General features: G+C 63.1%; 24 protein-coding genes. 9 read left to right on the forward strand and 15 right to left on the reverse strand.

Going from position 1 to position 24257, the window contains the following annotated elements:
* Positions 1-15: 15 nt before the first annotated feature.
* Positions 16-1215, reverse strand: coding sequence for a cytochrome P450 (locus ACZY1I_RS07675; protein ID WP_463753757.1), 1200 nt, complete (start codon positions 1213-1215; stop codon positions 16-18).
* Positions 1216-1474: 259 nt separating this feature from the next.
* Complete coding sequence (locus ACZY1I_RS07680) at positions 1475-2128, reverse strand: TetR/AcrR family transcriptional regulator (RefSeq protein ID WP_463753758.1); 654 nt, start codon at positions 2126-2128, stop codon at positions 1475-1477.
* A gap of 189 nt (positions 2129-2317) precedes the next feature.
* Here ACZY1I_RS07680 and ACZY1I_RS07685 point away from each other — a divergent pair, with 189 nt between their 5' ends.
* Positions 2318-3493: an acyl-CoA dehydrogenase family protein gene (locus tag ACZY1I_RS07685; RefSeq protein WP_463753759.1), complete on the forward strand. Its 1176-nt coding sequence runs from the start codon at positions 2318-2320 to the stop codon at positions 3491-3493.
* A gap of 24 nt (positions 3494-3517) precedes the next feature.
* Here ACZY1I_RS07685 and ACZY1I_RS07690 read toward each other — a convergent pair whose 3' ends face one another.
* The 7 genes from ACZY1I_RS07690 to ACZY1I_RS07720 are packed head-to-tail and all read right to left on the reverse strand — an operon-like array spanning position 3518 to position 9227.
* The gene (locus tag ACZY1I_RS07690; RefSeq protein WP_463754338.1) at positions 3518-4270 is read right to left on the reverse strand and encodes an acyl-CoA dehydrogenase family protein; all 753 of its coding nucleotides are present in this window, start codon (positions 4268-4270) and stop codon (positions 3518-3520) included.
* 59 nt (positions 4271-4329) lie between these two features.
* Positions 4330-5430: an acyl-CoA dehydrogenase family protein gene (locus ACZY1I_RS07695; RefSeq protein ID WP_463753760.1), complete on the reverse strand. Its 1101-nt coding sequence runs from the start codon at positions 5428-5430 to the stop codon at positions 4330-4332.
* Positions 5427-5861 carry a nuclear transport factor 2 family protein gene (locus ACZY1I_RS07700; protein WP_463753761.1) on the reverse strand — a complete coding sequence of 145 codons (435 nt, stop codon included), beginning with the start codon at positions 5859-5861 and terminating at the stop codon, positions 5427-5429. Before ACZY1I_RS07700 ends, ACZY1I_RS07695 begins: the two co-directional genes overlap by 4 nt.
* Positions 5848-7059: a metal-dependent hydrolase family protein gene (locus ACZY1I_RS07705; RefSeq protein ID WP_463754339.1), complete on the reverse strand. Its 1212-nt coding sequence runs from the start codon at positions 7057-7059 to the stop codon at positions 5848-5850. Before ACZY1I_RS07705 ends, ACZY1I_RS07700 begins: the two co-directional genes overlap by 14 nt.
* Positions 7060-7061: 2 nt before the next feature.
* Positions 7062-7388 carry a hypothetical protein gene (locus tag ACZY1I_RS07710; protein ID WP_463753762.1) on the reverse strand — a complete coding sequence of 109 codons (327 nt, stop codon included), beginning with the start codon at positions 7386-7388 and terminating at the stop codon, positions 7062-7064.
* Positions 7369-8664 carry an aromatic ring-hydroxylating oxygenase subunit alpha gene (locus tag ACZY1I_RS07715; protein WP_463753763.1) on the reverse strand — a complete coding sequence of 432 codons (1296 nt, stop codon included), beginning with the start codon at positions 8662-8664 and terminating at the stop codon, positions 7369-7371. The genes ACZY1I_RS07710 and ACZY1I_RS07715 overlap by 20 nt, the downstream gene beginning before the upstream one ends.
* Before the next feature lie 2 nt (positions 8665-8666).
* Positions 8667-9227 (reverse strand): carboxymuconolactone decarboxylase family protein, encoded by a 561-nt coding sequence (locus ACZY1I_RS07720; protein ID WP_463753764.1) that lies wholly within the window; start codon positions 9225-9227, stop codon positions 8667-8669.
* A 388-nt stretch (positions 9228-9615) separates the two neighbouring features.
* On the opposite strand from ACZY1I_RS07720, the gene ACZY1I_RS07725 reads away from it, so the two are divergent.
* The 8 genes from ACZY1I_RS07725 to ACZY1I_RS07760 all read left to right on the forward strand — a co-directional run bounded on the left by ACZY1I_RS07725 (position 9616) and on the right by ACZY1I_RS07760 (position 16501).
* Positions 9616-10914: an amidohydrolase family protein gene (locus ACZY1I_RS07725; protein WP_463753765.1), complete on the forward strand. Its 1299-nt coding sequence runs from the start codon at positions 9616-9618 to the stop codon at positions 10912-10914.
* Positions 10915-11028: 114 nt separating this feature from the next.
* On the forward strand, positions 11029-12195 hold the full coding sequence (locus ACZY1I_RS07730) for an acyl-CoA dehydrogenase family protein (protein ID WP_463754340.1): 1167 nt from the start codon (positions 11029-11031) through the stop codon (positions 12193-12195).
* Between the two features lie 43 nt (positions 12196-12238).
* Positions 12239-13384, forward strand: coding sequence for a thiolase family protein (locus ACZY1I_RS07735; RefSeq protein ID WP_463753766.1), 1146 nt, complete (start codon positions 12239-12241; stop codon positions 13382-13384).
* 105 nt (positions 13385-13489) lie between these two features.
* Complete coding sequence (locus ACZY1I_RS07740) at positions 13490-14107, forward strand: TetR/AcrR family transcriptional regulator (protein WP_463753767.1); 618 nt, start codon at positions 13490-13492, stop codon at positions 14105-14107.
* Positions 14104-14607 (forward strand): hypothetical protein, encoded by a 504-nt coding sequence (locus tag ACZY1I_RS07745; RefSeq protein WP_463753768.1) that lies wholly within the window; start codon positions 14104-14106, stop codon positions 14605-14607. The genes ACZY1I_RS07740 and ACZY1I_RS07745 overlap by 4 nt, the downstream gene beginning before the upstream one ends.
* A gap of 136 nt (positions 14608-14743) precedes the next feature.
* Positions 14744-16018 (forward strand): cytochrome P450, encoded by a 1275-nt coding sequence (locus ACZY1I_RS07750; protein WP_463753769.1) that lies wholly within the window; start codon positions 14744-14746, stop codon positions 16016-16018.
* Positions 16015-16203 carry a ferredoxin gene (locus tag ACZY1I_RS07755; RefSeq protein WP_463753770.1) on the forward strand — a complete coding sequence of 63 codons (189 nt, stop codon included), beginning with the start codon at positions 16015-16017 and terminating at the stop codon, positions 16201-16203. The genes ACZY1I_RS07750 and ACZY1I_RS07755 overlap by 4 nt, the downstream gene beginning before the upstream one ends.
* 10 nt (positions 16204-16213) lie before the next feature.
* Positions 16214-16501, forward strand: coding sequence for a DUF1330 domain-containing protein (locus ACZY1I_RS07760; RefSeq protein ID WP_463753771.1), 288 nt, complete (start codon positions 16214-16216; stop codon positions 16499-16501).
* An 18-nt stretch (positions 16502-16519) separates the two neighbouring features.
* Here ACZY1I_RS07760 and ACZY1I_RS07765 read toward each other — a convergent pair whose 3' ends face one another.
* The 6 genes from ACZY1I_RS07765 to ACZY1I_RS07790 all read right to left on the reverse strand — a co-directional run bounded on the left by ACZY1I_RS07765 (position 16520) and on the right by ACZY1I_RS07790 (position 24225).
* Positions 16520-16711: a ferredoxin gene (locus ACZY1I_RS07765; protein WP_463753772.1), complete on the reverse strand. Its 192-nt coding sequence runs from the start codon at positions 16709-16711 to the stop codon at positions 16520-16522.
* A gap of 8 nt (positions 16712-16719) precedes the next feature.
* Positions 16720-17925 (reverse strand): cytochrome P450, encoded by a 1206-nt coding sequence (locus ACZY1I_RS07770; protein WP_463753773.1) that lies wholly within the window; start codon positions 17923-17925, stop codon positions 16720-16722.
* A 101-nt stretch (positions 17926-18026) separates the two neighbouring features.
* Complete coding sequence (locus tag ACZY1I_RS07775; RefSeq protein ID WP_463753774.1) at positions 18027-19736, reverse strand: PE-PPE domain-containing protein; 1710 nt, start codon at positions 19734-19736, stop codon at positions 18027-18029.
* Positions 19737-19862: 126 nt separating this feature from the next.
* Entirely contained in the window at positions 19863-21575 is a 1713-nt protein-coding gene (locus ACZY1I_RS07780; protein ID WP_463753775.1) for a PE-PPE domain-containing protein, read from the reverse strand.
* A gap of 95 nt (positions 21576-21670) precedes the next feature.
* Complete coding sequence (locus tag ACZY1I_RS07785; RefSeq protein ID WP_463753776.1) at positions 21671-22561, reverse strand: alpha/beta hydrolase; 891 nt, start codon at positions 22559-22561, stop codon at positions 21671-21673.
* Complete coding sequence (locus tag ACZY1I_RS07790; protein WP_463753777.1) at positions 22558-24225, reverse strand: thiolase C-terminal domain-containing protein; 1668 nt, start codon at positions 24223-24225, stop codon at positions 22558-22560. The genes ACZY1I_RS07785 and ACZY1I_RS07790 overlap by 4 nt, the downstream gene beginning before the upstream one ends.
* Positions 24226-24257: the final 32 nt, after the last annotated feature.

The raw sequence follows: 24257 nt of genomic DNA on the forward strand, positions 1-24257 counted from the left end.
ACCTCGTTTCCTGGTTCAGCCGAGAATTGCCGGCATGGACTCCCAACCCCGCACAGTCGACGTCGGGGAAAGCTTGGCTGCGTTGAGGTCGACATCCCACTCAGGGAAGCGCTTCAGAATCTCCTCGAGCGCGATCCGCGCCTCGAGTCGGGCCAGCGCAGAGCCGAGACAGTAGTGCGTGCCGACGCTGAAAGTCAGGTGCTGGCGCGGTACCCGGCGGATGTCGAAAGTGTCTCCGTCCGGCGGGAATTGGCGATGGTCGCGGTTGGCCGCGCCGATGAGCATCATCATGACGCTGCCTTCCGGCACCCGCTGGCCGTAATATTCCACATCGCGCGTGACATACCTCGCGACGTGCGGCGCTGGTGGTTCGTAGCGCAGCAGTTCCTCGACGGCCCCGGGGATCAATGCCGGGTCCTCGACCAGGGCGCGACGTTGATCGGGGTGTTCGGCGAGCACCTTGCCGGCCCAGCCGATCAACCGGGTGGTGGTCTCATTGCCGGCCCCGGATACCACGGTGACGTAGGTGAGTAGTTCATCGCGACGCATCCGGCGCACGGTCCCGGTCTCATCCAGGAACTCGGCGTTGAGCAGTTCGGTCATGATGTCGTTGGAGGGATGCTCGGCGCGCCAGTCGATGTACTGGCCGAAGAAATCGGGGCTGGCGATGCCTTCGCCGAAGTCCATGGGTTTCCCGGCCTCGGTCCGCATCTGTGCGTTGGCGAAATCCCTTGCGGCTTCTTGATCTTCCTCGGGGACACCCAACAGCATGCCGATGACCCGCATCGGCATCTGCGCCCCGAGATCGTTGACGAAGTCGAACTTTCCGGTGCCGATCAGCGGATCCAAACTGCGCGCGCAGAATTCGCGGATCTTGGGTTCCAACGCGTTGATCTTGCGCGGGGTGAACATGCGGGACAACAGCTTGCGATGGATGTCGTGGATCGGCGGATCCTCGAAAATCAGCACACCCGAGGGCATCTCGAGATTGGCCCGAATGAGTTCGATTATCGCACCACGGGCCGAGCTGAAGGTCTGGTAATCGACTATCGCGTCATCGACGTCGGCGAACCGGCTGAGCGCGTAGAAGTCGTGCTCTGCGTTGTAGTAGAGCGGCGACTCCTCACGGAGCCGCCGGAACATGGGGTAGGGGTCGGCGTTGAGCTCGACGTCGTAGGGGTCGAAGTAGACGTCGCTGGCCGCGCTGACTGTCACGGAAGAATGCCCTCTCGCCGGAACCGCGCCGCCCCATTTCCGCGAGGAGCGCGATCATGCCGCCTCTAGAACTCTGTCATCACCCACCAACGAGTGTCAACGCCGAATCCGTTTTGGCTATTTACCGTTCTTACTATCAGAGAATAGCGTTCTCGCCAACTTAATGGCGTGCGATATTCGCTCGTCGAAAAATTGACAGCCAAAAAGGGCGAAACAGGCCAGGCGTGCGAGAGCGCTGCCGCGAGAAGGCAGGCTCGAACTAGCTACCAGCGAATCCGTGTGAGCAGAAGTCCCAGACTTCGTCCGCGCTGATGGGGTGCACTGTCGCGTCGTCGTTGCCCCCGCTGGACTGCGCGATGAACATCACCGTCTGCATGGTCATTGCGGCAACCCGCTTGGGGTTGACTTCGGCACCCAACTTGCCCGCTTCACCTGCGGCTTCCATCAGTTCGGTGAGCAAAGCCAGCAGTGGTGCGTGGGCAATCTTGACCTCAGCCGGATGAGTTACCAGTAACCGTGGAGCAAAGTCGGTGAACAGCGGCCGCCTGGCCGTCGGGTCGGGGCGGGAGGCCTCGTAGAGCAGTTCGACCGCGACCTTCAGTCGTTCTAGCGGATCGGTGTGACTCTCGGTGGCGGCGCGGATCTGGTCGGCCGAGCGGCTCAGTGCGTCTTCGAATAGGGCGAGCAGCAGCTCGTGTTTCCCGTCGAACTGCAGGTAGAAGCTGCGCAACGACTGGCGCGAGCGGTCCACGACCTCCTGGACGGTAAAGTCGGTGCTGCCCTTCTCGATGATGATGGCCTGCGCGGCGTCGAGGAATCGCTGAACGCGCTGCGCCGCGCGCAATTTCGCGGTCTTGATGGACCGCTCGACGGCCCGCTGTTTCCAGGCCGGCTCTTCGCTCGGGGTCGTCACGGGCGGCTCCGGAGATTGCCGCGAGGAGAGAACATGGTTGGACTGTACCGGAGAACGTCGTGCCATAGCTGCGCTCAACCTCCTCACGGACGATGTCTTGGAGATTGTAACTTCCTCACGACGAGAATACTATTCTCTTACGCGTGTGTTTGGGAAGCAGATTCATGAGAGTGGGCTTCGAGGAGACCTGTGCAACTGAGTTTTGATGCCGACGTGGAGGCATTCCGCGCTGATTTCACCGCATTCCTCGACGAACACGTGCCCGATGAGGCCGAGATGAAACCGCGGCCGCGGTCATGTTCGGATATGCCGGAGTGGGCGGCGCGTTGGCAGCGTCTGCTTTTCGACAACGGATGGCTGCTGCCCGGCAACCCGCCCGAGTTCGGGGGCCGCAATGCCTCGCTGCTGCAGCAGTACGTGCACGCCGACGAATTGGCCCGGCGCCGGATCTACCGAACCTTCAACCCGCAGGGCGTTGGCATTATCGCGGCGTCGTTGCTGTCGTTTGGGACCGAAGAGCAGAAGCAGCGCTGGGCGGTGCCGATCCTGCGCGCCGAGATGACCGCCTCCCTGGGGATGAGCGAACCGGGTGCGGGTTCGGATCTGGCGTCGTTGAAGACGAAGGCGGCGCTGGATGGCGACCACTTCGTCGTCAACGGACAAAAGGTCTGGACCTCGGGTGCCCATCATGCCGACGTCATACTGACGTTCGTGCGCACCAATCCGAATGCGCCAAAACACAAGGGCATCAGCGCGTTGCTGATTCCGACCGATGCTCCTGGCGTGGTGCGACGACCGTTCGCATCGGTATGTGACCACGAGGATGTCGATTTCAACGAAGTGTTCTTCACCGACGCGCGCGTGCCGGCTGAGAACCTAGTGGGCGAGCTCGACGAGGGATGGCGGGTGGCGACCGGCTCGCTGGGGCATGAGCGCGCCATGTTGTGGATGGACTACGCAACCCTGTTGGACCATCTGGCAATCGATTTCAAACCGGCCGGAGCACTCGAACGGGACCGTTACGCCACCTTGGTGATGGATGCCCACGCGATGCGGTTGTTGGGCTCGGCGACTCTGGCGCAAGCCGCGCGGGGTGAGGAAGACGTCCCCGCCCAGTCGGTGCTCAAGCTGCTGGGCTCCGAGGCGGTGCAACGGGCCTCCGAAGATGCGCTGAACGCCGTGGGTGCGGATGGGCTTGTGCATCCGGCGGTCACTGCGCCGTACGCCCCGCTGAACTTGGACAGCCACTTCGGCAGCTGGTTTGACCGGTACGCGCGGAGTTTCGCCGGCACCATCGCCGGGGGTACATCGGAGATACAACGCAACATCGTCGCTCAGCGCGTGCTGGGTCTGCCGCGCAATTAGCTTGGCCGTGGCAGACGACGCGCTCTAGAGTTGGGCGACTCTGGGCGCAAATCCCTTGTCTCGCAGTATCACTCCCGCTTCGCGGGTCAGCTCGCGGGAGCTGCCGAGCAGTCCGTCGAGCACCAGTGCACGTTTAACGTGGCGATGCAATTGGTGTTCGGCGGTGAAGCCGATGCCGCCGAGCACCTGCTGGCAGTGGCGCGCTGCGGTCAGTGCCGCTTGTCCGGCTGCGGCTTTGGCCAACAGGCTGGCCAGTTCGTCAGGATGGTCGGTGGCAGTCTGCAGCGTGGCTTCGGCACCCTCGATCGCCACCAGGGTCTCGGCGAGTCGGTGCCGTACGGCCTGGAAAGACGCGATGGGACGGCCGAATTGGACCCGGTCGAGCGCATGGCTTCGGGCCAGCGAAAGCATGGCGCGGCTGCTGCCGACCAGCCACCAGCCCAGTGCTCGTCGGCCGGCGGCCAACATGTCAGGCAGGAGCAAATCTCCTGCCTCGGCACGGAGCAGCGGGAGTTCGTCGTCCAGCGCGGGCGCGACTTCGTCGGTGCGTTCCCAACGCACCCAAGAGCCGCCCGCATACGGCAGCGGCAGGGTACCGCCGCCCGCCCGCCCCGCGGCGCACAGCACGACGTCGTTCAGCACCGGCGCATGCGCGCCGGTTTCGCCGAGTAGCTGGAAGACCAAAGGGACGGCCGCTTCTGGTATTTCGTCGAGCATGTCGAGCCAGCCGAGCTCGGCTAATGCCGCATCCAGCTTGGCACCGGTCGAGGCGTTCATAGTCGTGCGTAGCGCGTCGGCCAGTAGCTGCAATTCGGAGTCGGTGGTGATGTCCACGATCACTCCTTGCCCAGGTCGAGTAGCCGGCGGGCGATGATGTTGCGCTGGATCTCGGCCGTACCGCCGTAGATGGTTGCCGCACGCGAGTACAGGTACTCCGATCGCCACGGTGTGTCGTCGAGTTCGAGTGCCCCGGGCAGCAGGTCATGGACGGTGTCGTAGAGCTTCTGTTCGGCGCCGGCCAGCAACACCTTGTCGATGGACGTGTCCGGTCCGAGGCGTGCCCCGCCCGCCAGCCGATGCTGAGTCGCACGGGATCGACATCGCAACGTGTGGAGTGCGAGATAAGCAGTGCCCAAAGCTGATTCGTCGGTGTCTTCAGCCTCGGCGATAAGGGCGTCGAATCGCGAGTAGAGGTACGCAATCCGCTGCCAGAAGCAGGTCGAACGCTCATAGGGCAGCAGATCCATCGCCAACCGCCAGCCGTCTCCCGGCTTGCCGAGCATCCGACTGGACGGGATCAGCACGTCGTCGAAATACACCTCGCAGAATTCGTCGACACCGTGCATCGTGCGAAGCGGTCGGACCGTGATGCCTGGCGTATCCATGTCGACGAAGAACGCGGTGATTCCGTCATGACCGGGCGCGGTGCGGGTGAGTAGAACGCAACGGGTCGAGAACTGCGCGAAGCTGGTCCATACCTTCTGCCCGTTGACAATCCAGTTGTCGCCGTCCTGAACGGCTCGAGTCGTCAACGACGCGAGGTCGCTGCCCGAGCCTGGCTCCGAGAAGCCTTGACACCATTGCTCGCGACCGCGCAGCAGTAGCGGCACCATCTCGGCAGCCAGTTCTGTTGGCGCATAATCGATCATCGTCGGCGCGAGCACCTCGAGCATCGAGTAAGGCCCCGGTTCGGCCAGGCGGCGTCCGACGACCTCCTCGCCGACGACCGCGCGTAGCAATGCGGGACCGCCCAGTCCGCCGACTTCCACCGGCCAGCCGTAACGCATCCAGCCCGCGTCGTACAACGCCGCACTGACCCGGGACATCTGCCGCATGTGACCCTGCAGTGAATGGTCCGGCCCGGGCGTCAGGTCATGTTCGTCGAGCCAGGCGCAGAGATCCGCCCGAAATTGCTCGACAGTGGGTTCGGAAGTCACGGTGCGGGTCGGCCGACGGCGTGCGGGCGTCCTGAGTCATGCACCCCGCTACGTCGAATGAACGTCATCGCACGGGTTTTCAATCGCCATCCGTCGGCCGTTCGCAGATAGGTATCGCGGTAGTAGCCGATGCGCATGTCGTGCGCGGAGTGTTCGATGAAGCACAGCGGTTGGGTGCCGGTGGCGGTGTCACCATCCAGATTTTCGACCAGCGAGGTTCCGGTCATGAACAGGCCCTTTGGCGCGGCGGCGACCAGTTCCGGGAACCTGTCCAGGGTGTAAGTGTCGCCGAAGGCGCTATAGGTGCCGTCCGGGGTGAAAACGCCTACCAGTCCGTCGATGTCGCCCTGGGTGATGGTCACCGCATAGCGAGCGAGCAACTGCTGGATCTCCACCAAGTCATCGGTTCTGGTTGGCTCAGTTGTGGACAAAGACCTTGCCGCCTTTCATGACAAAGCTGACGTTACGCGTAACGGTGATGTCTTCCAACGGATTTCCCGGCACCGCGATGATATCGGCGAGTTTGCCTACGGCAAGCCGGCCCAGGTCGGGGGAGTTGATCAGTTCGGCGGCGGTGGTGGTGGCCGCGCGCAGCACCGCCAGCGGTGGCATGCCCCAATCCACCAGGGTGACAAGCTCATCGGCGTTCTTGCCGTGCGGGATCGCCGGAGCATCGGTGCCGACCGCGATCTTCACGCCGGCTTCGTAGGCCGCCTTGATGGAAGTCTTTGCCTTCGGGAACATCTCGGCGGCCTTGTCCTGCAACTCTTTCGGAGCGTGCGACACGTCCATCGCCTCGGCGAGCCTGCGAGTGGTCACCAGGAACCGGTCGTTGTCGACGAGCATCTGGATGGCCTCGTCATCCATGAGGAAGCCGTGTTCGATGCAGTCGATACCACACGCGACCGCGTGCTTGACCGCTTCCGCTCCATGGGTGTGAGCGGCGACCCGCAAGCCGCGCCGGTGCGCCTCGTCAACGATGGCGCGTAGCTCCTCGTCCGAATAGTGTTGTGCACCAGCTTCACCGGTCAACGACATCACGCCGCCGGAGACGCACACCTTGATCAACTGCGCACCGTGCTTGATCTGGTAGCGCACCGCTTTCCGGACTTCGTCGACACCGTTGGCGATGCCCTCCTCGACCGTGAGCTCGAGTGCGCCCGGCATGAAGGCGGCGAACATCGTCGGGTCCAAATGTCCGCCGGTGGGTGTAATCGCATGTCCGGCAGGCACCACGCGCGGCCCCTCGATCCAGCCGGCGTCGATCGCCTTTCCCAGCGCCACATCCAGTAGGTAACCGCCGGTCTTGACGAACAGTCCGAGGTTGCGCACGGTGGTGAACCCGGCGTGCAGGGTGCGGCGGGCGTTACCGACCGCGCGCAGCACCCGCGTGGGCGGGTCGTCCTGCACTTGGGATAACCCCGGCTTCTCGCCGCGGCCGCCCATCAGCAGGTTGACCTCCATGTCCATCAAGCCGGGCAACAGGATCTGGTCTCCGAGATCGATTGTGTCGCCATCGGGTTCGCCTCCGATGCCCACGATGCGGTCGCCCTCGATCCGTACGATGCCCGGCCGGACGATCTCACCGGAGTCGACGTCGAGCAGCCCCGCCGCTTTGAGCGTCAGCAACGCTAGATCACCGGCTCCCGGATCAGTTCCACCCATGCCGCGCCGCTGTCGGGGACGCGCGGCTGCTTCCAGGCCTCGATCGGGAACGACACCATGACCAGCGATTGCATCAGGTGCATGAGCGTACGCGCGTCCGCCGGTAGGTCGTCCAAGGAGTACTTGTCGCAGTACTCGATCACATCGTCCAGATGCGGAAACGCGGCGTCGTAGAACGCCTGCATCTCGGGCATCGTCGAGGCGAGTCGCTTGGCGTAACGTTCGGGTTCGGTAGCCAGGTCCCAATCCAAAAAGGGTTCCAGGTAGGCGAATTCAGACGGTAACTTTGCCATTGTTCTGGCCCTCCTTCGTCCAGTTGGCTACGTAGTCGTTGGTCACCTTATGCAGATGGCGCAGCATGATCTCCTGATCGCACAACGGGAAGTCATTGACGACCCGGGTGCCGATCATGGTCTGGGTCGCCTCCAGGGTGTTGGCGTCCTGCAGCGCGTACTCCTTGAACGTCACCGCCGCCAGTTCGTGAGCCAGACGCTCCCGGGCATTGCGCGGCGGTACGAAGAACAGTGTGGCTTCAAAGATGTGCTTGTCGACAGCGGTCGGCCAGTAGTGGTACGTCAGGAACCAGCCCGGCTCCCAGATCAGCAGCATCATGTTCGGGTAGAAGTGCCACTCGTCGATGCCCCACTGCTTGACCTTCTTCGGATTGACACCCGGCGGCAGTTCAGTGAGCTTCTCGATGATCTCCGGCTTGTCCCAGGGGCCGAACAACCCGCTGCGCAGCACCTGGTCCATCGGCTTGACCATGCTCATGTCGACGGGCGGCGCCTGGCCTCCCCAGGTCGAGATCATCGCGTGCGGACTCGCCATCTCGTAGTACAGCGCCTCGAACCCGTACTTCTGGATCTTCGCGGCCTCTTCTTTGGTGTACTGGCCCTGGTGCAGCACCGGCGCGTGGTAGAACTCGGCGAAGGCGTCCATGAACAGTTTCCAGTTGCTGCCGACTTCGGCGCGGTAGGAATAGGTCTCGGTCATCTCGTGGAACGGGTATCCCTCGATGCCTTTGGCCAGCGGGCCCAGGTAGTCGGTGAGCGGCTTCGCGTGCTCGTCGAAGTTGATGAAGATGAAGCCTTCCCACAGCTCGCACCGCACCGAGACCAGGCCGTAGTCGCTCTTATCGACGTCGAAGAACTCATCCTCCTGCTGAATGAAGGTGAGGTCGCCGTCGAGGTTGTACCGCCAGGCGTGGTACTTGCAGGTGAACTGGCGGCAGGTACCCGAAGTCTCCTGATGCGGAAAGTCGTTCCACACCAACTTGTTTCCACGGTGGCGGCAGACATTGTGGTAGGCCTTGACTGAGCCGTCCTTGGTCTTGCAGATGATGACGGACATGCCTTTGCCGGCCGAGGGTAGCTCTTTGGTGAAGTAGCTGCCGGTGCGCGGCAGTCGCTCGACCCGACCGACGTTGAGCCAGGTGCGCTTGAAGATCGCGTCGCGTTCAGCTTCGAAGAACGCCGGGTCGATCGAGTCCGTGTAGTCGACCGGGGCGGTGCCCAGTTCGGGATAGTTCTCTGTCCAGCTGCCGGCAGCCGGCTTGGGGAAGTGGGCCACTTCTACCTCTCCTCTTCGGGTTCCGTGGTTGTCTCGACCTGTACGCCAAAAGTGTTGAGGGCCATGGCCAGCATGGCGTAGGAGCCGACCGTGAAGACGTAGTCCATCCGCTGGCGGTCGTCGAAGCGGGTGCCGAGCATGGCCCAGGTCTCGTCGGTCAACGCAGAACGCTCCTCAAGTTCGTCGACCCCGGTGATGATTGCCCGCTCAAATTCATCGAGGGTGCCGTCGATCGGAACGACATGGGTCGTCTCTTCGATCTCGGCGTCGGTGAGGCCCTCTCGTTTGGCCAGATCGACGTGGTGCGTCCACTCGTAGGTGCAGGCCCGCCGGTATGCAACGCGCAGGATGGCCAGTTCACGCAGTCGTGGCGGCAGTGTGGACGAGAACAAGAGGTGGACGTTGAACCGGAGAAATGCCTTGGTCAGCGCCGGGTGGTTGACCAATGTCGCCAGCACGTTGGACGCATCGCGCGGGTTGCGGCGCTCCGGGGGCAGCATGCCGGCCAGCGCGTCCAGAACAGCGTCGTCCCACTGGTCGGCAGGCAGGGGCGGCAAGCGCATCGCGCGGGCTTCCTCTCGGTCGTCTTCTCGCTGAGCGAGAATCATATTCTCATTTACAACCAATAGACTTGCACGAATCGGTCGACGGGTCAATGCAAGTGCGGGCGCAACGGCTCAGTGCTGCTGTCGGGGCTTCCCGCCGCCCGCCGGGTTTTCGCGTCCGACCAGGCAATGTGCCTAGTCGCAAGGTGCGTGACGAGCTCTCCGGGCCGCCCGATGGCTATGCTGGATGTTGATTCTCGCTTCGCGAGAAGCTAGTTTTCAACATATAGACAGCTTGTCGCATGCGGGGCTCGTCCTACGCGTTTGGGGCTGAGTCCGATGTAAAGCCAGGGCCCACGCATTCGCATGAACCCGATCAGCTGGTTCAGATGAGAAGGGAAGACCCGTGAACAAAGAGGACATGATCCTGATCAGCGTGGACGACCACACGGTCGAACCGCCGAACATGTTCAAGAATCATCTGCCGTCGAAGTACCAGGACGACGCGCCCCGACTGGTGCACAACGCTGACGGCTCGGACATGTGGAAGTTCCGCGACACGGTGATCCCGAATGTGGCGCTCAACGCGGTCGCCGGACGACCCAAAGAGGAGTACGGAATCGAGCCGACGGGGCTCGACGAGATCCGGCCGGGTTGCTACAACGTCGACGAGCGGGTCAAGGACATGAATGCCGGCGGCATTCTGGCCTCGATTTGTTTCCCGTCGTTCCCGGGCTTCGCCGGTCGCCTGTTCGCCACCGATGATCACGACTTCTCGATCGCGTTGGTGCAGGCCTACAACGACTGGCACATCGAAGAGTGGTGCGGGGCGTACCCGGCGCGGTTCATTCCAATGGCCATACCGGTGATCTGGGATGCCGAAGCGTGCGCCGCGGAGGTACGGCGGGTCTCGAAGAAGGGCGTTCACGCGCTGACCTTCACCGAGAACCCCGCCGCAATGGGCTACCCCAGCTTCCACAATGAGTACTGGAACCCGCTGTGGAAGGCCCTGGTTGACACCGACACTGTGATGAACGTGCATATCGGTTCCTCGGGCCGGCTGGCGATCACCGCGCCCGATGCGCCTATGGACGTGATGATCACGCTGCAGCCGATGAACATCGTGCAGGCCGCGGCGGATCTGCTGTGGTCGCGGCCGATCAAGGAGTACCCGGACCTCAAAATCGGCCTCTCCGAGGGTGGCACCGGTTGGATTCCCTACTTCCTGGAGCGCGCCGACCGCACCTACGAAATGCACTCGACGTGGACCCACCAGGACTTCAAGGGCAAGCTGCCCAGCGAGGTCTTCCGGGAGCACTTCCTGACCTGCTTCATCAGCGACAAGGTAGGCGTCAAGCTGCGCAACATGATCGGTATCGACAACATCTGTTGGGAGGCCGACTACCCGCACAGTGACTCGATGTGGCCGGGCGCGCCGGAAGAACTGTGGGATGTGTTGTCGCTCAACGACGTTCCCGATGATGAGATCAACAAGATGACCCACGAGAACGCCATGCGTTGGTACTCGTTCGATCCGTTCACCCACATTTCCCGTGAACAGGCGACGGTCGGTTCGCTGCGTAAGGCCGCCGAGGGCCATGACGTGTCTATCAAGGCGGCGGGCCACGAGAAGGAGAGCCGTGGCGGCTCGTCCTTCGCGGACTTCGCTGCCAACGCGAAAGCCCTTAGCGGCAACAAGGACTGAGGGGTTCCGTTCCCCGGCGAGCAGACGCAAACTCGCATTGATTGGGCCGTAATCGTGCGAGTTTGCGTCTGTTCGCGCTGAAAAGGAGGCGCGCCAGTGCCTGGCGATGGCGGAATGAATTTCGAGCTGACTGAGGACCAGGAACTGATCCGGCGGTCCGTCGCCGAGTTGGCGTCCAAGTTCGATGACCACTACTGGATGGAAAAGGATCAGGAGCACGAGTTCCCGACCGAGTTCTACCGCGCGATAGCCGATGGCGGCTGGCTGGGGATGACGATTCCGACCGAGTACGGCGGTCATGGACTCGGCATCACCGAAGCCACGCTGCTATTGGAAGAAGTCGCCAAGTCCGGCGCCGCCATGAACGGCGCCAGCGCCATTCATTTGTCGATCTTCGGCATGCAACCGGTGGTGGTGCACGGCTCCGAGGAACTCAAGGCGCGCACGTTGCCATCGGTCGCGACCGGCGAAGTGCACGTCTGCTTTGGTGTCACCGAACCCGGTGCGGGACTTGATACTTCGCGGATCACCACGTTCGCTAAACGCGATGGTGACCGCTATATCGTCAACGGCCGAAAGGTGTGGATCTCCAAAGCACTGGAGTCGTCCAAGATCCTGCTGCTGACGCGAACCCAATCGTACGACGAGGTAACCAAGAAGACCGACGGGATGACGCTGTTCCTGACGGATCTGGACCGCAGTCGGGTCGACGTCCGTCCGATCAAGAAAATGGGTCGCAACGCCGTCAGCTCCAACGAGCTGTTCATCGACAACCTCGAAGTGCCAATCGAGGACCGAATTGGTGAGGAAGGCAAGGGTTTTCAGTACATTCTGGACGGCCTGAACCCGGAGCGCATGCTGATCGCCGCCGAAGCGCTGGGGATCGGCCGGGTGGCGCTGGAGAAGGCGGTGAAATACGGCAACGAGCGTGAGGTCTTTGGGCGGCCCATCGGGATGAATCAGGGGTTGCAGTTCCCGCTGGCGGATTCGCTGGCGCGCCTCGATGCCGCCGAACTGATGCTGCGCAAGGCCACCTGGCTCTACGACAACGGCAAACCCTGTGGGCGTGAAGCCAATACCGCCAAATATCTGTGCGCCGACGCCGGCTTCACCGCCGCCGACCGGGCGTTGCAAACCCATGGTGGCATGGGTTATTCGGAGGAGTACCACGTGGCGCGTTACTTCCGCGAGGCCCGGCTGATGAAGATCGCGCCGGTCAGCCAAGAGATGATTCTGAACTTCCTGGGTTCACATGTACTGAAGCTGCCGCGGAGCTACTGACGACCGCTAAGGTCGGGCCAAGCCCTAGCAATCGGAGCGGAACATGCGTGAAACGGTCATCGTCGAGGCGGTGCGCACCGCGGTCGGCAAGCGAAATGGCGGATTATCGGGCATGCACGCCGCCGACCTGTCCGCCGTCGTCCTCAACGAACTGGTCCAGCGCGCCGGCATCAGCCTGGAGATCATCGACGATGTGATCTGGGGCTGCGTGTCGCAGGTCGGCGACCAGTCCAGCAATATCGCCCGCTACTCGGTGCTCGCCGCGGGTTGGCCCGAGAGCATTCCGGGGACGACGGTGAACCGGGCCTGTGGGTCCAGTCAGCAGGCGCTCGACTTCGCCGTGCAGGCCGTCATGTCGGGCCAGCAGGATGTCGTGGTAGCCGGCGGTGTCGAGGTGATGAGCCGAGTTCCGCTGGGCGCGGCACGGGCGACCGGCACGCCGTACGGCCCGAAAGTCCTTGCCCGCTATGACGGTTTCTCGTTCAATCAGGGATTGTCGGCGGAGATGATCGCCAAGAAGTGGGGGTTCTCCCGCACCCGACTGGACGAATTCTCCGCCTTGTCCCATGAGCGAGCTGCCGCTGCGTTGGACACCCACGCATTCACCGAACAGATCGTTCCGGTGTTCACCGACGATTCCGTGGTCCATCAAGACGAGGGCGTGCGGCGGGGGACCTCGGTGGAAAAGCTCAGCGGACTCAAGCCGGCATTCGTCGAGGACGGAGTGATCCACGCGGGCAACTCGTCGCAGATCTCCGACGGTGCGGCCGCGCTACTGGTGACCACAGCCGAGTTGGCTCTGGAATTGGGTCTGACGCCGATAGTTCGCTACCACGCGGGGGCCGTCACCGGCGCGGACCCGGTGCTGATGCTGACCGGGCCGATTCCGGCCACCGAGAAGGTGCTGCGAAAGTCCGGCGTCCGGATTGATGACGTCGGCGTTTACGAGGTGAACGAGGCGTTCGCGCCGGTGCCCCTGGCCTGGCTCGCCGAAACCGGCGCGAACCCGGACCGGCTGAACCCGCTGGGCGGCGCCATCGCGCTGGGCCACCCATTGGGCGCGTCGGGCGCTGTACTGATGACCCGCATGATTCACCACATGCGCGACAACGGCATCCGCTTTGGACTGCAGACCATGTGCGAAGGCGGCGGCACCGCCAACGCCACTTTGGTCGAACTTGTGAGCTAGGGCGGGGGTCTGTGGGCCCCAGCGCGACCCTTGTCACGGTCGGCAAACCAACCTACTGTGTATTCATTAGGTTGGTTTTCCCATTGGTTCGAATTGAGGAACTGGGTGCCCGACGTACGGCCGTACGAAACGCTGCTCGCCAAGGGCGAGGACCGCAGACAGCGGATCCTCGAGGTGGCGCAACGGCTGTTGTCGCGCAACGGGTGGCGCAACACCGCGCTCGCCCAGATCGCCCGCGAAGCGGGTGTGACCTCGGCGGGCCTGTTGCACCACTTCGAATCCAAAGAACAGCTGTTGCACGCGGTGCTGGACGCCCGTGACGTCGACGACGATGAACACTCCGACCGGGGCGGCGACCTCATCGGCGAGATCGCGCAGGTCGCCGACCGCTTCAACCGGGCACCCGAACTGGTGGGCACTTTCACCGTGCTGTTGGTGGAGAACATCGCCGCCGACGCACCGCTGCACGACCGCCTGGTGCGCCGGCAGCGGGACGCGACCGAAATCGTCGCCGACGGAATTCGCCGAGGGCAGGCCGCCGGCCGCTACCGCACCGACATAAACCCCACCGTCAAGGCAACCGAAATTCTCGCCTTCACCCACGGAATGGAAATGACATGGCTGCTCGATCCATCGATCCCGCTGACCGAGGTTTTCAAGGAGTACGCGGAGATGCTGGCGCGCGACTTTCTGCCGCCGGACACGACCAAGAACCCGATATGAGATACCGGTTGGACGTCGTCGCCTCCAGCGTCGCCGATGTGGTCAAGTTCGCCGGTGGTTGGCTCTTCGATCGGTCGATGGCCGGCTGGGACGTCACCGTTCTGCTCACCGACCATCCTGACGACCGGCCGCTGCACATCCTTGGCGCTAAGACGCTCGACCTGGAAACCGCGTTGGCGTCGGTGGACACCCGGCCCCGCCCGCAAGCGCTGGCGGCCGCGGCGGATCTGCTCGGTTCCGACCCGCGGGTGCGGGCCGGGGTACTGCAGGCCCTCGACCACGGCGTCACCGAGGTGACGCTCTGGGGCAGGACGTGGCCGGCTGAGATCGATGACAGCGTCGGCCGAGTGCAGTATCGGCTCAGCATGGCCGCCAGAACGTTCAAGGCTCAGGCGCTCGCCGCCGCCGCGTCGCCGACCGGCTCAATCGAGCCGCTCGAGTCGTTTCGCAGCGGCTTGATGGCATGCCGCTCGGTGGCTGCCGATCTGCTCCCTGCCTGACGCGGCTTATCCGTCCCTAATGACGACCTCCCCTTGCGGGTGTTCGTGCACATTGCGGTTCGCCAGGCCATGTGGAAATGTAATACTCATACATGAGAGGCACGTTCTCACTAGCCGAGATTGATCGGAGCGAGAGATGGTGAGTGACTTCACCGAGTTGGACTTCTTCCGCGATCGCGGCTTGGTCGGGGATCCCTACCCTTACTACGAGGCGATGCGCGAGAAGTGCCCGATAGCCAAGGAGCCCCACTACGGGGTCAGCATGATCACCGGCTGGGAAGAAGCCTGCTCGGTGTTGAACGACGCCGCCACGTGGTCTTCGTGCATCTCGGTGACCGGTCCGTTTCCGGGGTTTCCGGTGCCCCTCGAGGGCGACGACATTACCGAGCAGATCGAGGAGCACCGCAACAAGCTGCCGTTCAGTGACCAGCTGCCCACGCTTGACCCGCCCACCCATACCAACCACCGCTCGCTGCTGATGCGGCTGATCACCCCCAAGCGCCTCAAGGAGAACGAGGACGCGATGTGGGTGCTGGCCGATCAGGTGCTGGACGAGTTTCTTGCCCCCGGCAAAGGGGAGTGGATCAAGGGCTTTTCGGGACCCTTCACGCTGCTGGTCATCGCCGACCTGCTCGGTGTGCCGATGGAAGACCGGGACAAGTTCATCAAGGGCATCCGCCAGAACTCGGGCGGCGGTATTGGCGGTACCGGCAAGGAAGCGTTGGCGCACAGTCCGCTCGAGTTTCTCTACGGCCTCTTCTCCGATTACGTCCGAGACCGACGACGCGAGCCTCGCGACGACGTGCTGACAGGCCTGGCCACTGCCACCTATCCCGACGGCACTATTCCCGAAGTCGAGGACGTGGCCCGCGTCGCCAGCAACGTCTTCTCCGCCGGTCAGGAGACCACCGTGCGGCTGCTCGGGGCCGCGCTGCAGACCCTGGGCGAGCGCCCGGACATTCAGGCGCAGCTGCGCAGGGACCGCAGCCTGATCCCCAACTTCATCGAAGAGTCGCTGCGCCACGAGAGCCCGGTCAAGGGCGACTTCCGAATGAATCGGGTGCCCGTCAATGTAGGTGGGGTCGACCTGCCCGCCGGAACCACCGTGATGGTGGTTCAGGCCGCCGCGAACCGTGATCCGCGCCGGTTCGAAGAACCCGCCACCTTCGATCCGGTCAGAAAGAATGCCCGCCAGCATATTTCGTTCGGGCGTGGAATCCACAGCTGCCCTGGTGCGCCGCTGGCGCGGGCCGAGACCCGGGTGGCGATCGAGCGCCTACTCGACCGCACGTCCGACATCAGGATCGACGAGAGCGTGCACGGACCGGCGAATGACCGCCGCTACCAATACGTTCCGACGTACATCCTGCGGGGGCTGACCGAACTGCACCTGGAGTTCACGCCGGCATGAGGGTGTGGGTCGACGAAGAATCCTGCCGGGGCCACGGGATGTGCCTGACGTTGTGCCCGGAAGTCTTCTCCCTGACCGACGACGGCTACGCCGAGTCGATAACGTCCGACGTCCCAGCGGAATTCGAGGCGGTAACCCGGGAAGCAATCGAATGTTGTCCCGAGCAGGCGATCAAGGAACGCTGAAGGAGGACAAATGGGTGCCAAAGGGTATGTGATTCTCACCGAGGCCATCAAGGATCCGGAAGGCATGAAGGCCTATGGCAAGGCCGCGGGTGCGGCCATGGGTGGCGTCAAAGTTCTTGCCGTCGATACTTCGCCGGAAATCCTCGAGGGTGACTGGCACGGAAATCAGACCGTGGTGCTGGAATTCGAATCGGTGGACGCCGCCCGCGCTTGGTATGAATCCGAGGCTTACCAAAACGCCGCGAAGCTGCGCCAGGCGGCGGCCGACTGCAACGCGGTCATCCTCGCCGGCTTCTAGAACCCTCAGTTGGGCCCGCTACTCCTCGATCGAGATCGCCTGACGCGGACACTGCCGCACAGCCTCGCGAACCTGCTCCTCGATGTCCGGGGTCACCTCGGTTTTATGCACTGTCAGCATGTCGTCATCCCCTAGTTCGAACACCTCCGGGATGATGCCCATGCACACGCCGTTGCTTTCGCAGAGGTCCCAGTCGACTTCGATTTTCACGACAGCACCTACCGAGCCACTCTGACGGGAACGTTCTTCCAACCGGCGACATTCTGCATCTGGACGCGGTTGCAGTTCTCCCAGTCCACGTCGTAGTGGGGCATGAAGTCGAGCAGCTTTTCCAGCGCGATCACGCTTTCCATCCTGGCCAGTGCAGCACCCAGGCAGCTGTGAATCCCGTAGCCGAAGCTCAGATTCAGCGCCTCGTGCCGGTCGCGGTCGATGTTGAACGTGTCGGGATCGGTCCAGGCGTTGGGATCTCGGTTTGCTGCGGCGTTGATCAGAAACACCGGCTTCATCGCGGGAATCGTGACGCCATGCAGCTCAACATCTTTGATCGAGCAACGAACCTGATACTGAGACGGCGCCTCGTAGCGCAACAGCTCTTCGACGGCTGCGGGAATTTTGCTGCGGTCATCGAGCAGCTTCTGCCATTCCCCGGGGAACCGGGCGAATACAACCGGCGCATTGCCGATCAGTTTGGTCACCGTCTCGGCGCCCGCCCCACCCAACAATGTTGCGAAGCCGGCGATTTCGATGTCGTCCAGGCTGGTGACCTTGCCGTCTTCACGTTCGATTTCGGCGTTGATCAGCTTGGTGAACAAGTCATCGCGCGGCTCGACCCGCCGCTCCTGAAGGAGGTTGTAGTACATCATTCCGGTCTCGATGTTGGCCTGCATGCCGCGCTCGCCGACCTCGACCTGTCCGGGCTCACGGTGCAGAGATTCGTCGATCAAATGACGTACCCGCTGCGCGTGCTCCTCCGGTACCCCGAGCATCGTGGTGATCACTTCGACGGGAAACGGCCCGGAAAAATCTTGGACCACATCGAACCGGTCGGGATCGACCTTGCTCAGGTACTTGTCGATCTTCTGGCCCACCATTTCCCGCTGGGATTGAATGGCGCGAGGCGTGAAGACCTTGTTCAGCAGGCTGCGCATATGCCGGTGGTCGGGGGGATCCATGAAGATGATCGACTTCTGCTCCGGCGGCTTGCCTGTCCGCACCATCGACAGGTCGATGCCGAAGGCCGAGGAATACGTTTCGAAGCTCTTCAGTCCCGCCGCCACATCGGCGTGGCGGGTCAGCGCGTAGAAGTCGTACTCTTCGCTGTAGTAGACCGGTGCCTCCTGCTGCATTCGCTTGTAGGTATCCCAGGCACCGTCGAAGAAGTCCTGCGAGAACGGATCGAAGACGACCTTCGACATGGTCATGGAAGCGCTCCTCGCTTGGCTGGCTGCGGTCCAAAACCATTACAGCTGAAAGCCCGACTGTAACGCAAACGGTAGTCGTCTCCGGGCGTGCCGGAAAGGGCTCAGGGTGCCAGGCTGGTGAACTCGCTCAAAGCGATCGCGGCGGCTTCGCCGACGGGAATGACGGAACCCGCAACGACGATGAACGGCACCAACGCCATGTTCGCGGCGATCGGTTTCGCGAAGGCGCCCAGCAGGTCGCCCTGTTGCAGACCGTAAACGAAAAGGTTGGCATCGTAGATAGGCAGGTCAATCGCGAGTGCCTGCCCGGTTTGGATCATCGGAAGTACCGTGGCCGACGAGGCTGAAATGGCGCCGCCGAAGGCATTGAAGATATTGCCGGCGCTGACGGGCACGCTGCCATTTCCGTAAGTGCTGGCCGCATCGAGGAAAGTAAGGATGTTCGACGGCGGGTCTATCGGGTTGGTCAGCAGCGTCGGCGTCAGCCCAAAGGTATGCGCGACCCCCAGTAGGGGTTGAATCGACGACCAATCCAATCCCAACGTCGGGTGCTGCAGATCCGCGACGGCGTTCGTGATTCCTTCCTGTGCGCCGATGTTCAGTGCGCTGACCACCTGAATCGGGTCGACATTTGTCGGAAAGAGCCCGAATGGTGTGGTGACGTTGGGGGGATTCTGGGTGTCCCAGCCGTGCTCCATGTTGCCGTAACCCAGGTTCACCAGGATGCGGGTATCGGGTTCGAGCAGGCTGTACAGCGGCTGGCCGATGACGGGGATGACCTTCAGCGGATTGAGCAGCGGCAGGCCCGGTTCGGTGATCATGTGATAGGTCGTCTGGCCGTAAGTGCCCATGTTGATGACTTCGGAACCGGGCGACGGATTCAGATACGTGGTGTGGTCGTATCCGATGCCGGCATAAGCGTTGAGGACCGAGAGCAGATTGAGCGGGTAGCGGGGGAAGTCGGCGAACCCGTCATATTCCTTCGTATAGATCTGTGTCGGGTATAGATCGCTCGGGGTGGCTCCGCTGAGCGTGATTCCGAAGCTCGGGAATGAAGCGGTGCCCCCCAGCGGATAGGGGAAGCCGAAACGAGTGAGGTAGCCCCCGTTGGGATTGGCGGGATTGCCCACCAGAATGAACGACACGTCATTGGGGGAAACGTTGTTCGCGGCCAATTGCGACATCGCGATGGAGGAGAGCAATGAGCTCTGCGAAAAGCCGAAGACGCTGACGTGGTTCCCGGCGGCGATCTGTTGCATGATCGCGTTGTTCAGCGTGGCCACGCCAATTTTGACCGACGAATCCAGCGGCAAAGTGTTGATGCCGGTGATCGGATACAGACCCTCTGGTGTCGTCAATGGAAACGCTACGGCGGTGGGAAAGAACTGATGTACGTAGGACTCCAACGCGGCCTGCACGTAGAGCGGCGGCGGCACCGGAAAACCACTTGGCCCCATGATGATTGCGACTTCTCCGGCGGCAGCGGCGGGAATGCCGGTCGGCACCGCTACGGATTGGAGCGTCGATGCGGCCGCTGACTCGGCGGTCGTATACGCGGCCGCGCCGGCACCAAGGGTCTGGACCAACTGTGCATGGAAGGCTTCGGCTCGCACGCTCAGTGCCTGGTAGGCGTCCGCATGATCGGAGAAGAATGCCGCGATCGCCGCCGACACCTCGTCGTCCGCGGCAGCGAGCAGGTTCGTGGTGTGTGCCGCGGCGTCGACATGAGCCGCGCTGATCGTCGAATTGAGACCCGCGAGAATGCGCCCCGCATCGAACACCGCCTCCGGCGTCGCGACCACATACGACATCGAATCCCCCTAGTCACAGCACATCTCAAACGCCGGTCGCCCCCGTCCCGGTCAGGCAATACTAGTCAGGTCGGGTCGATCGGCGTCGCGCTTTGGTGATTCGGCAGCGCAGGCGCCGACGATGGGTCAGGGTGCGAGGCTGGCGAACTCGCTGAAGGTTTTCGCGAACGCCTCGCCGATCGGAGCGACGGTGCCGGTAACGACGATGTACGGCAGCAACGCATTGTTCGCGGCGATCGGTTTAAGGATCGCCCCCAGGAGGTCACCGTGTTGCAGACTGTCGATGGCAAGGTTCAAGTCGTAATAGGTGAGGTCTACCCCGACGCCGAGCACGGTATCTGTTATCGGAAGTATCGTGGCCGCGGAGTTGGTAATCACGCTGCCGAATGCGTCGAAGATATTGTTGGCGCTGACCGGCACACTGCCATTGGAAAAAGTGCTGGTCGCATTGATGATTGTGACAATGTTCGATGGCGGGTCTATCGGGTTGGTGATGAGAGTCGGCGTAAGCCCGAACGTATGCGCGGAACCCAGCAGCGGTTGTATCGACGACCAGTCGAAACCGAACGTCGGGTGCTGCAGATCCGCAATGGAGTTCGTAATTCCTTCCTGCGCGCCGTTATTCAGTGCGGTGATCAACTCGATCGGGTCGATATTCGTCGGGAAAAGCCCGAATGGTGTGACGACGTTCGGCGGATTCTGGGTGTCCCAGCCGTGTTCGATGTTGCCGTAACCCAGGTTCACCAGGATGCGGGTGTCGGGTTCGAGCAGGCTGTACAGCGGCTGGCCGATGACGGGGATGACTTTCAGCGGGTTGAGCAGTGGCAGAGTTGGATCGGTGATCATGTGGTACGTCGTCTGGCCGTAAGTGCCCATGTTGATGACTTCTGAGCCCGGTATGGGGTTCAGGTATGCAGTGTGGTCGTAGGCGATGCCGGCATAGGCGTTGAGCACCGAGAGCACATTGAGCGGGTAGCGAGGGAAGTTGGCGATGCCGTCATATTCCATCGTGTAGATCTGCGTCGGGTACAAATCGCTGGGGGTGGCGCCACTGAGCGTGATTCCGAAGCTCGGGAATGTAGCTGGCCCGCCCAGCGGGTAGGTAAATCCGAGACGGGTCGCGTAGCCCCCGTTGGGATTGCCGATATTGCCCACCAGGATGAACGAAACGTCATTGGGAGAAACGTTATTCGCCGCCAGTTGCGACATCACGAGAGAGGAAAGCAGTGAGCTTTGCGAATAGCCGAACACGGTGACGTGGTTGCCGGCGCCGATCTGTTGCATGATCGCGTTGTTCAGCGTGGTCACGCCAATCTTCACCGATGAATCCAACGGCAGGGTGTTGACGCCGGTATTCGGATACACGCTTTCCGGTGTCGTCAGTGGCAGCGGCAACGCGGCAGGAAAGAACTGCTTTACGTACTGTTCCATGACGGCTTGTATGTACAGCGGCGGAGGCACCGGGAAGCCACTCGGACCCATGATGATCGCGACGTCCGCGGCAGGCGCGGCAATGCTTGTCGGCATCGCAGGGCTGACGGCTTGCAGCGTTGCGGCAGCGGCAGACTCGGCCGATGTGTATGCGGTCGCCCCGGCATCAAGCGTCTGGACCAACTGCGCGTGGAAGGCTTCGGCTCGCGCGCTCAGCTCCCGATAAGTCGAGGCATGATCGGAGAGGAATGCCGCGATCGCGACCGACACTTCATCCTCGGCGGCGGCCAGCAGGTTTGTGGTGTGTGCCGCGGCGGCGGTGTGCGCCGCACCGATCGTCGAATTGAGGCCTGCGAGAACGCGTCCCGCATCTAGGACCACCTCCGGCGCCGCGACCAGATAAGACAACGAATCCCCCTAGCCGCAGGGCATCGCAGATGACGTTCGCCCCTTACTGATCAGGCAATGGTAGTCACGCCGGGCCGATCAGCGCCGCCATTTGGTCAACCGACCTCCCGGTCGGCGCCGTCACCCGCCGAGCGTGCGGCCACGCATTCGTCGACAAAGGAGAACACCTTGCGGTGGTACTCGGCGGCGCTGTGGCCGAGGCTGAGATTATGCCCGGCATCGGGATGCAGGTCGGCAACGAAAGATGTTGCTGCCGTGAACATATCGGCAATCTCTGCCAGTGCGTCCGGGTCTGACCGATATACCCTGTCGTGCTCTCCGAGCGTGAAGTGCACCGGGATCCGCACCGCCGGAGCCAGCGCCGGAAAGTTCTGGTGCGGCCAGTTCAACGCCATGCCCCGTTCGTAGTTCGGCGCCGTAGCGGAGTTCGTGATGCCGCGCAGAATGTCAGCGGGGTAGAGGTGCAGCGGCTCCCAGAGCAGTTCGCGGGTACCCGGAGGCCGCTCTTTGATGGCGGCCGCCTTCATGATCGCCTTGGCGGCGTCGTGATAGCGCCTGCCAGTGCCGCCGAGTTCGAGGCCGAGCAGTCCGGCGCCACGGTCGTCCGCGGCCATTCGCACGGCCAGTTCGCAGCCGCCCGAATGTCCGAGCACGAACAACCCGGCGCCACGCGATCTGTCCCCGATGATGCGGTCAACGGCCCCGTACGCGAGATTCACTCGCTGCTCGGGTTGCTCCATTGCCTCCGGATAGGGCGCCGAACTGCCATGCCCGGGTCGGTCCAGGGCGATGACGGTGTACCCGTGGGCGGGCCCCGATCGCAATAGAGAAAGCTCCGGGTGGCCGGGGCAGTCGAAGTACGCAGCCGTGGTTCCACCACCGTGAATGGCCAGGATCACTGCTTTGGGTTGCTCTGCCTCGGCGATGACTCCGGACATGGGCACGCCGTGGGCGATCACCACCCGCGGGCGGGGGCTCACGCTCATGCGTCGGTCCGCAACAAGATCACGCCGCTGGGAGTGAGGCCACCGCTGCTGACCACGCCGACCCGGGCATCGGCGACCTGGCGCGGCCCGGCCTCGCCGCGCAACTGACTGACGGCTTCGTGCAGCAGCCCCATGCCGTGGGTGCGGCCGTGGGAAAGCTGGCCGCCATGCGTGTTGAGCGGTATCTGGCCGTCGCGGGCGATGCTCTTGCCGCCGTCCAGAAATTCCCGGGCCTCGCCGATACCGCAGAAGCCCAGCGCTTCGATCCAGGACAGGCAGTTCATGGTGAAGCCGTCGTAGAGTTCGGCGACGTCGACGTCGGACGGCCGCAGTGAGGTGCGTGTCCACATGTGCGCGGACTGGCCCAGCACCTGCGGTTCATGAGTGAGCGTGCTCTGGTCCCAGTCGATGCGCTCGATGATCTGCGTTCCCACCGCCTCCACGAGAACGGGTGGCTTGGCGAGATCCCGGGCCGCGTCCACGGCGGAGACGATGACCGCGATGGCGCCGTCGCACGGCACGTCGCAGTCGTACAGGCCAAAGGGCGTGGTGATGGACCGCGCGTTCAGGTAGTCGTCCATCGTCATCGGTGACCGGTACACCGCGGTCGGGTTGAGTTCGGCGTTGGCGCGCTGATTCAACGCGATCCAGCCGAGCGTCTCTTTCGTGGTGCCATATCGATGGAAGTGGCGTTGGGCATTGAGCGCCAGCGTGTGTGCGGCCGACGTGGCGCCGAATGGCCACTGCCAGCTGGCGGTTCGGCCGCCGGACGGGATGATCTTGCCCTGCTTCATCAGCTCGTTGAAGGTGGCTTCCCAGAGCGTCCGGAAGCAAAGCACGTGCCGAGCAAGGCCGGCCGAGACCGCGAGCATGGCGGCGATGACCGACCCGCCTGGGCCGAAGGTCTCGATGCCGCCGTTGTGCCACACCGGTCGGATGCCGAGCGCCCCTTCCAGCGCGGTGACCCCGCCCTCGCCGAAGCCCCCCAGATTTCCGCCGCCGGGATAGGTCGAGAGGCCGTCGATGTCGGCGTAGGTAAGTCCGGCGTCGGCGATGGCGGCCTCGCAGGCCTGCACGGTCAGCGTCAGCGGCGGCAGCATCTGGCGGCGGCCGATCGGTGACATGCCGATGCCGGTGAGCGCGACCTTGTCCTCGAACTTCTCGGTGGTCAGCATGGGGCGCACGTATTCGCCGAAGCGTTCCGGCGCGATCTCGTCGTCCGGCAGTGCGTTTGGCTCAGCGTCGGGGATGGGACGGAACAGCGGCAACCACACGTCCTCGTGCTGCTCGAACGTGACCTCGACAGCCTGGCCGAGTTCGAGCTGATCGGAGTCGCTGTCCACGATGTTGGTAGTCAACCGGACCCGGGGGTCCTCCACGATCGCGACCTGTGCGATCACATAGGGCGCGGGCATGCTGGGCAGGCTGAATCGGTGGTTCACGGTGAAACCCGCCAGGGTTGCCCGCCCGGAGACGGCCCGCACGCCGATGTCGCGGGCGCGGCAATACCGGCACACCGGCGCCGGTGGGTGGATCAGCGATTTGCATGCCTGGCATTCCTGGAACCGCAGTATGCCGTCGGCGCCTGAGGTCCAGAAGAACTCATTTTCATCGGTGACCAGGGGCAGTGGTCGGCCCGGTGCTTTCCGAACAGCTTCCGTCACGTCACCTCCGGGAATCGGGCGGCCTACCTGGT

The organism is Mycobacterium sp. IDUB_37 (assembly GCF_055419245.1).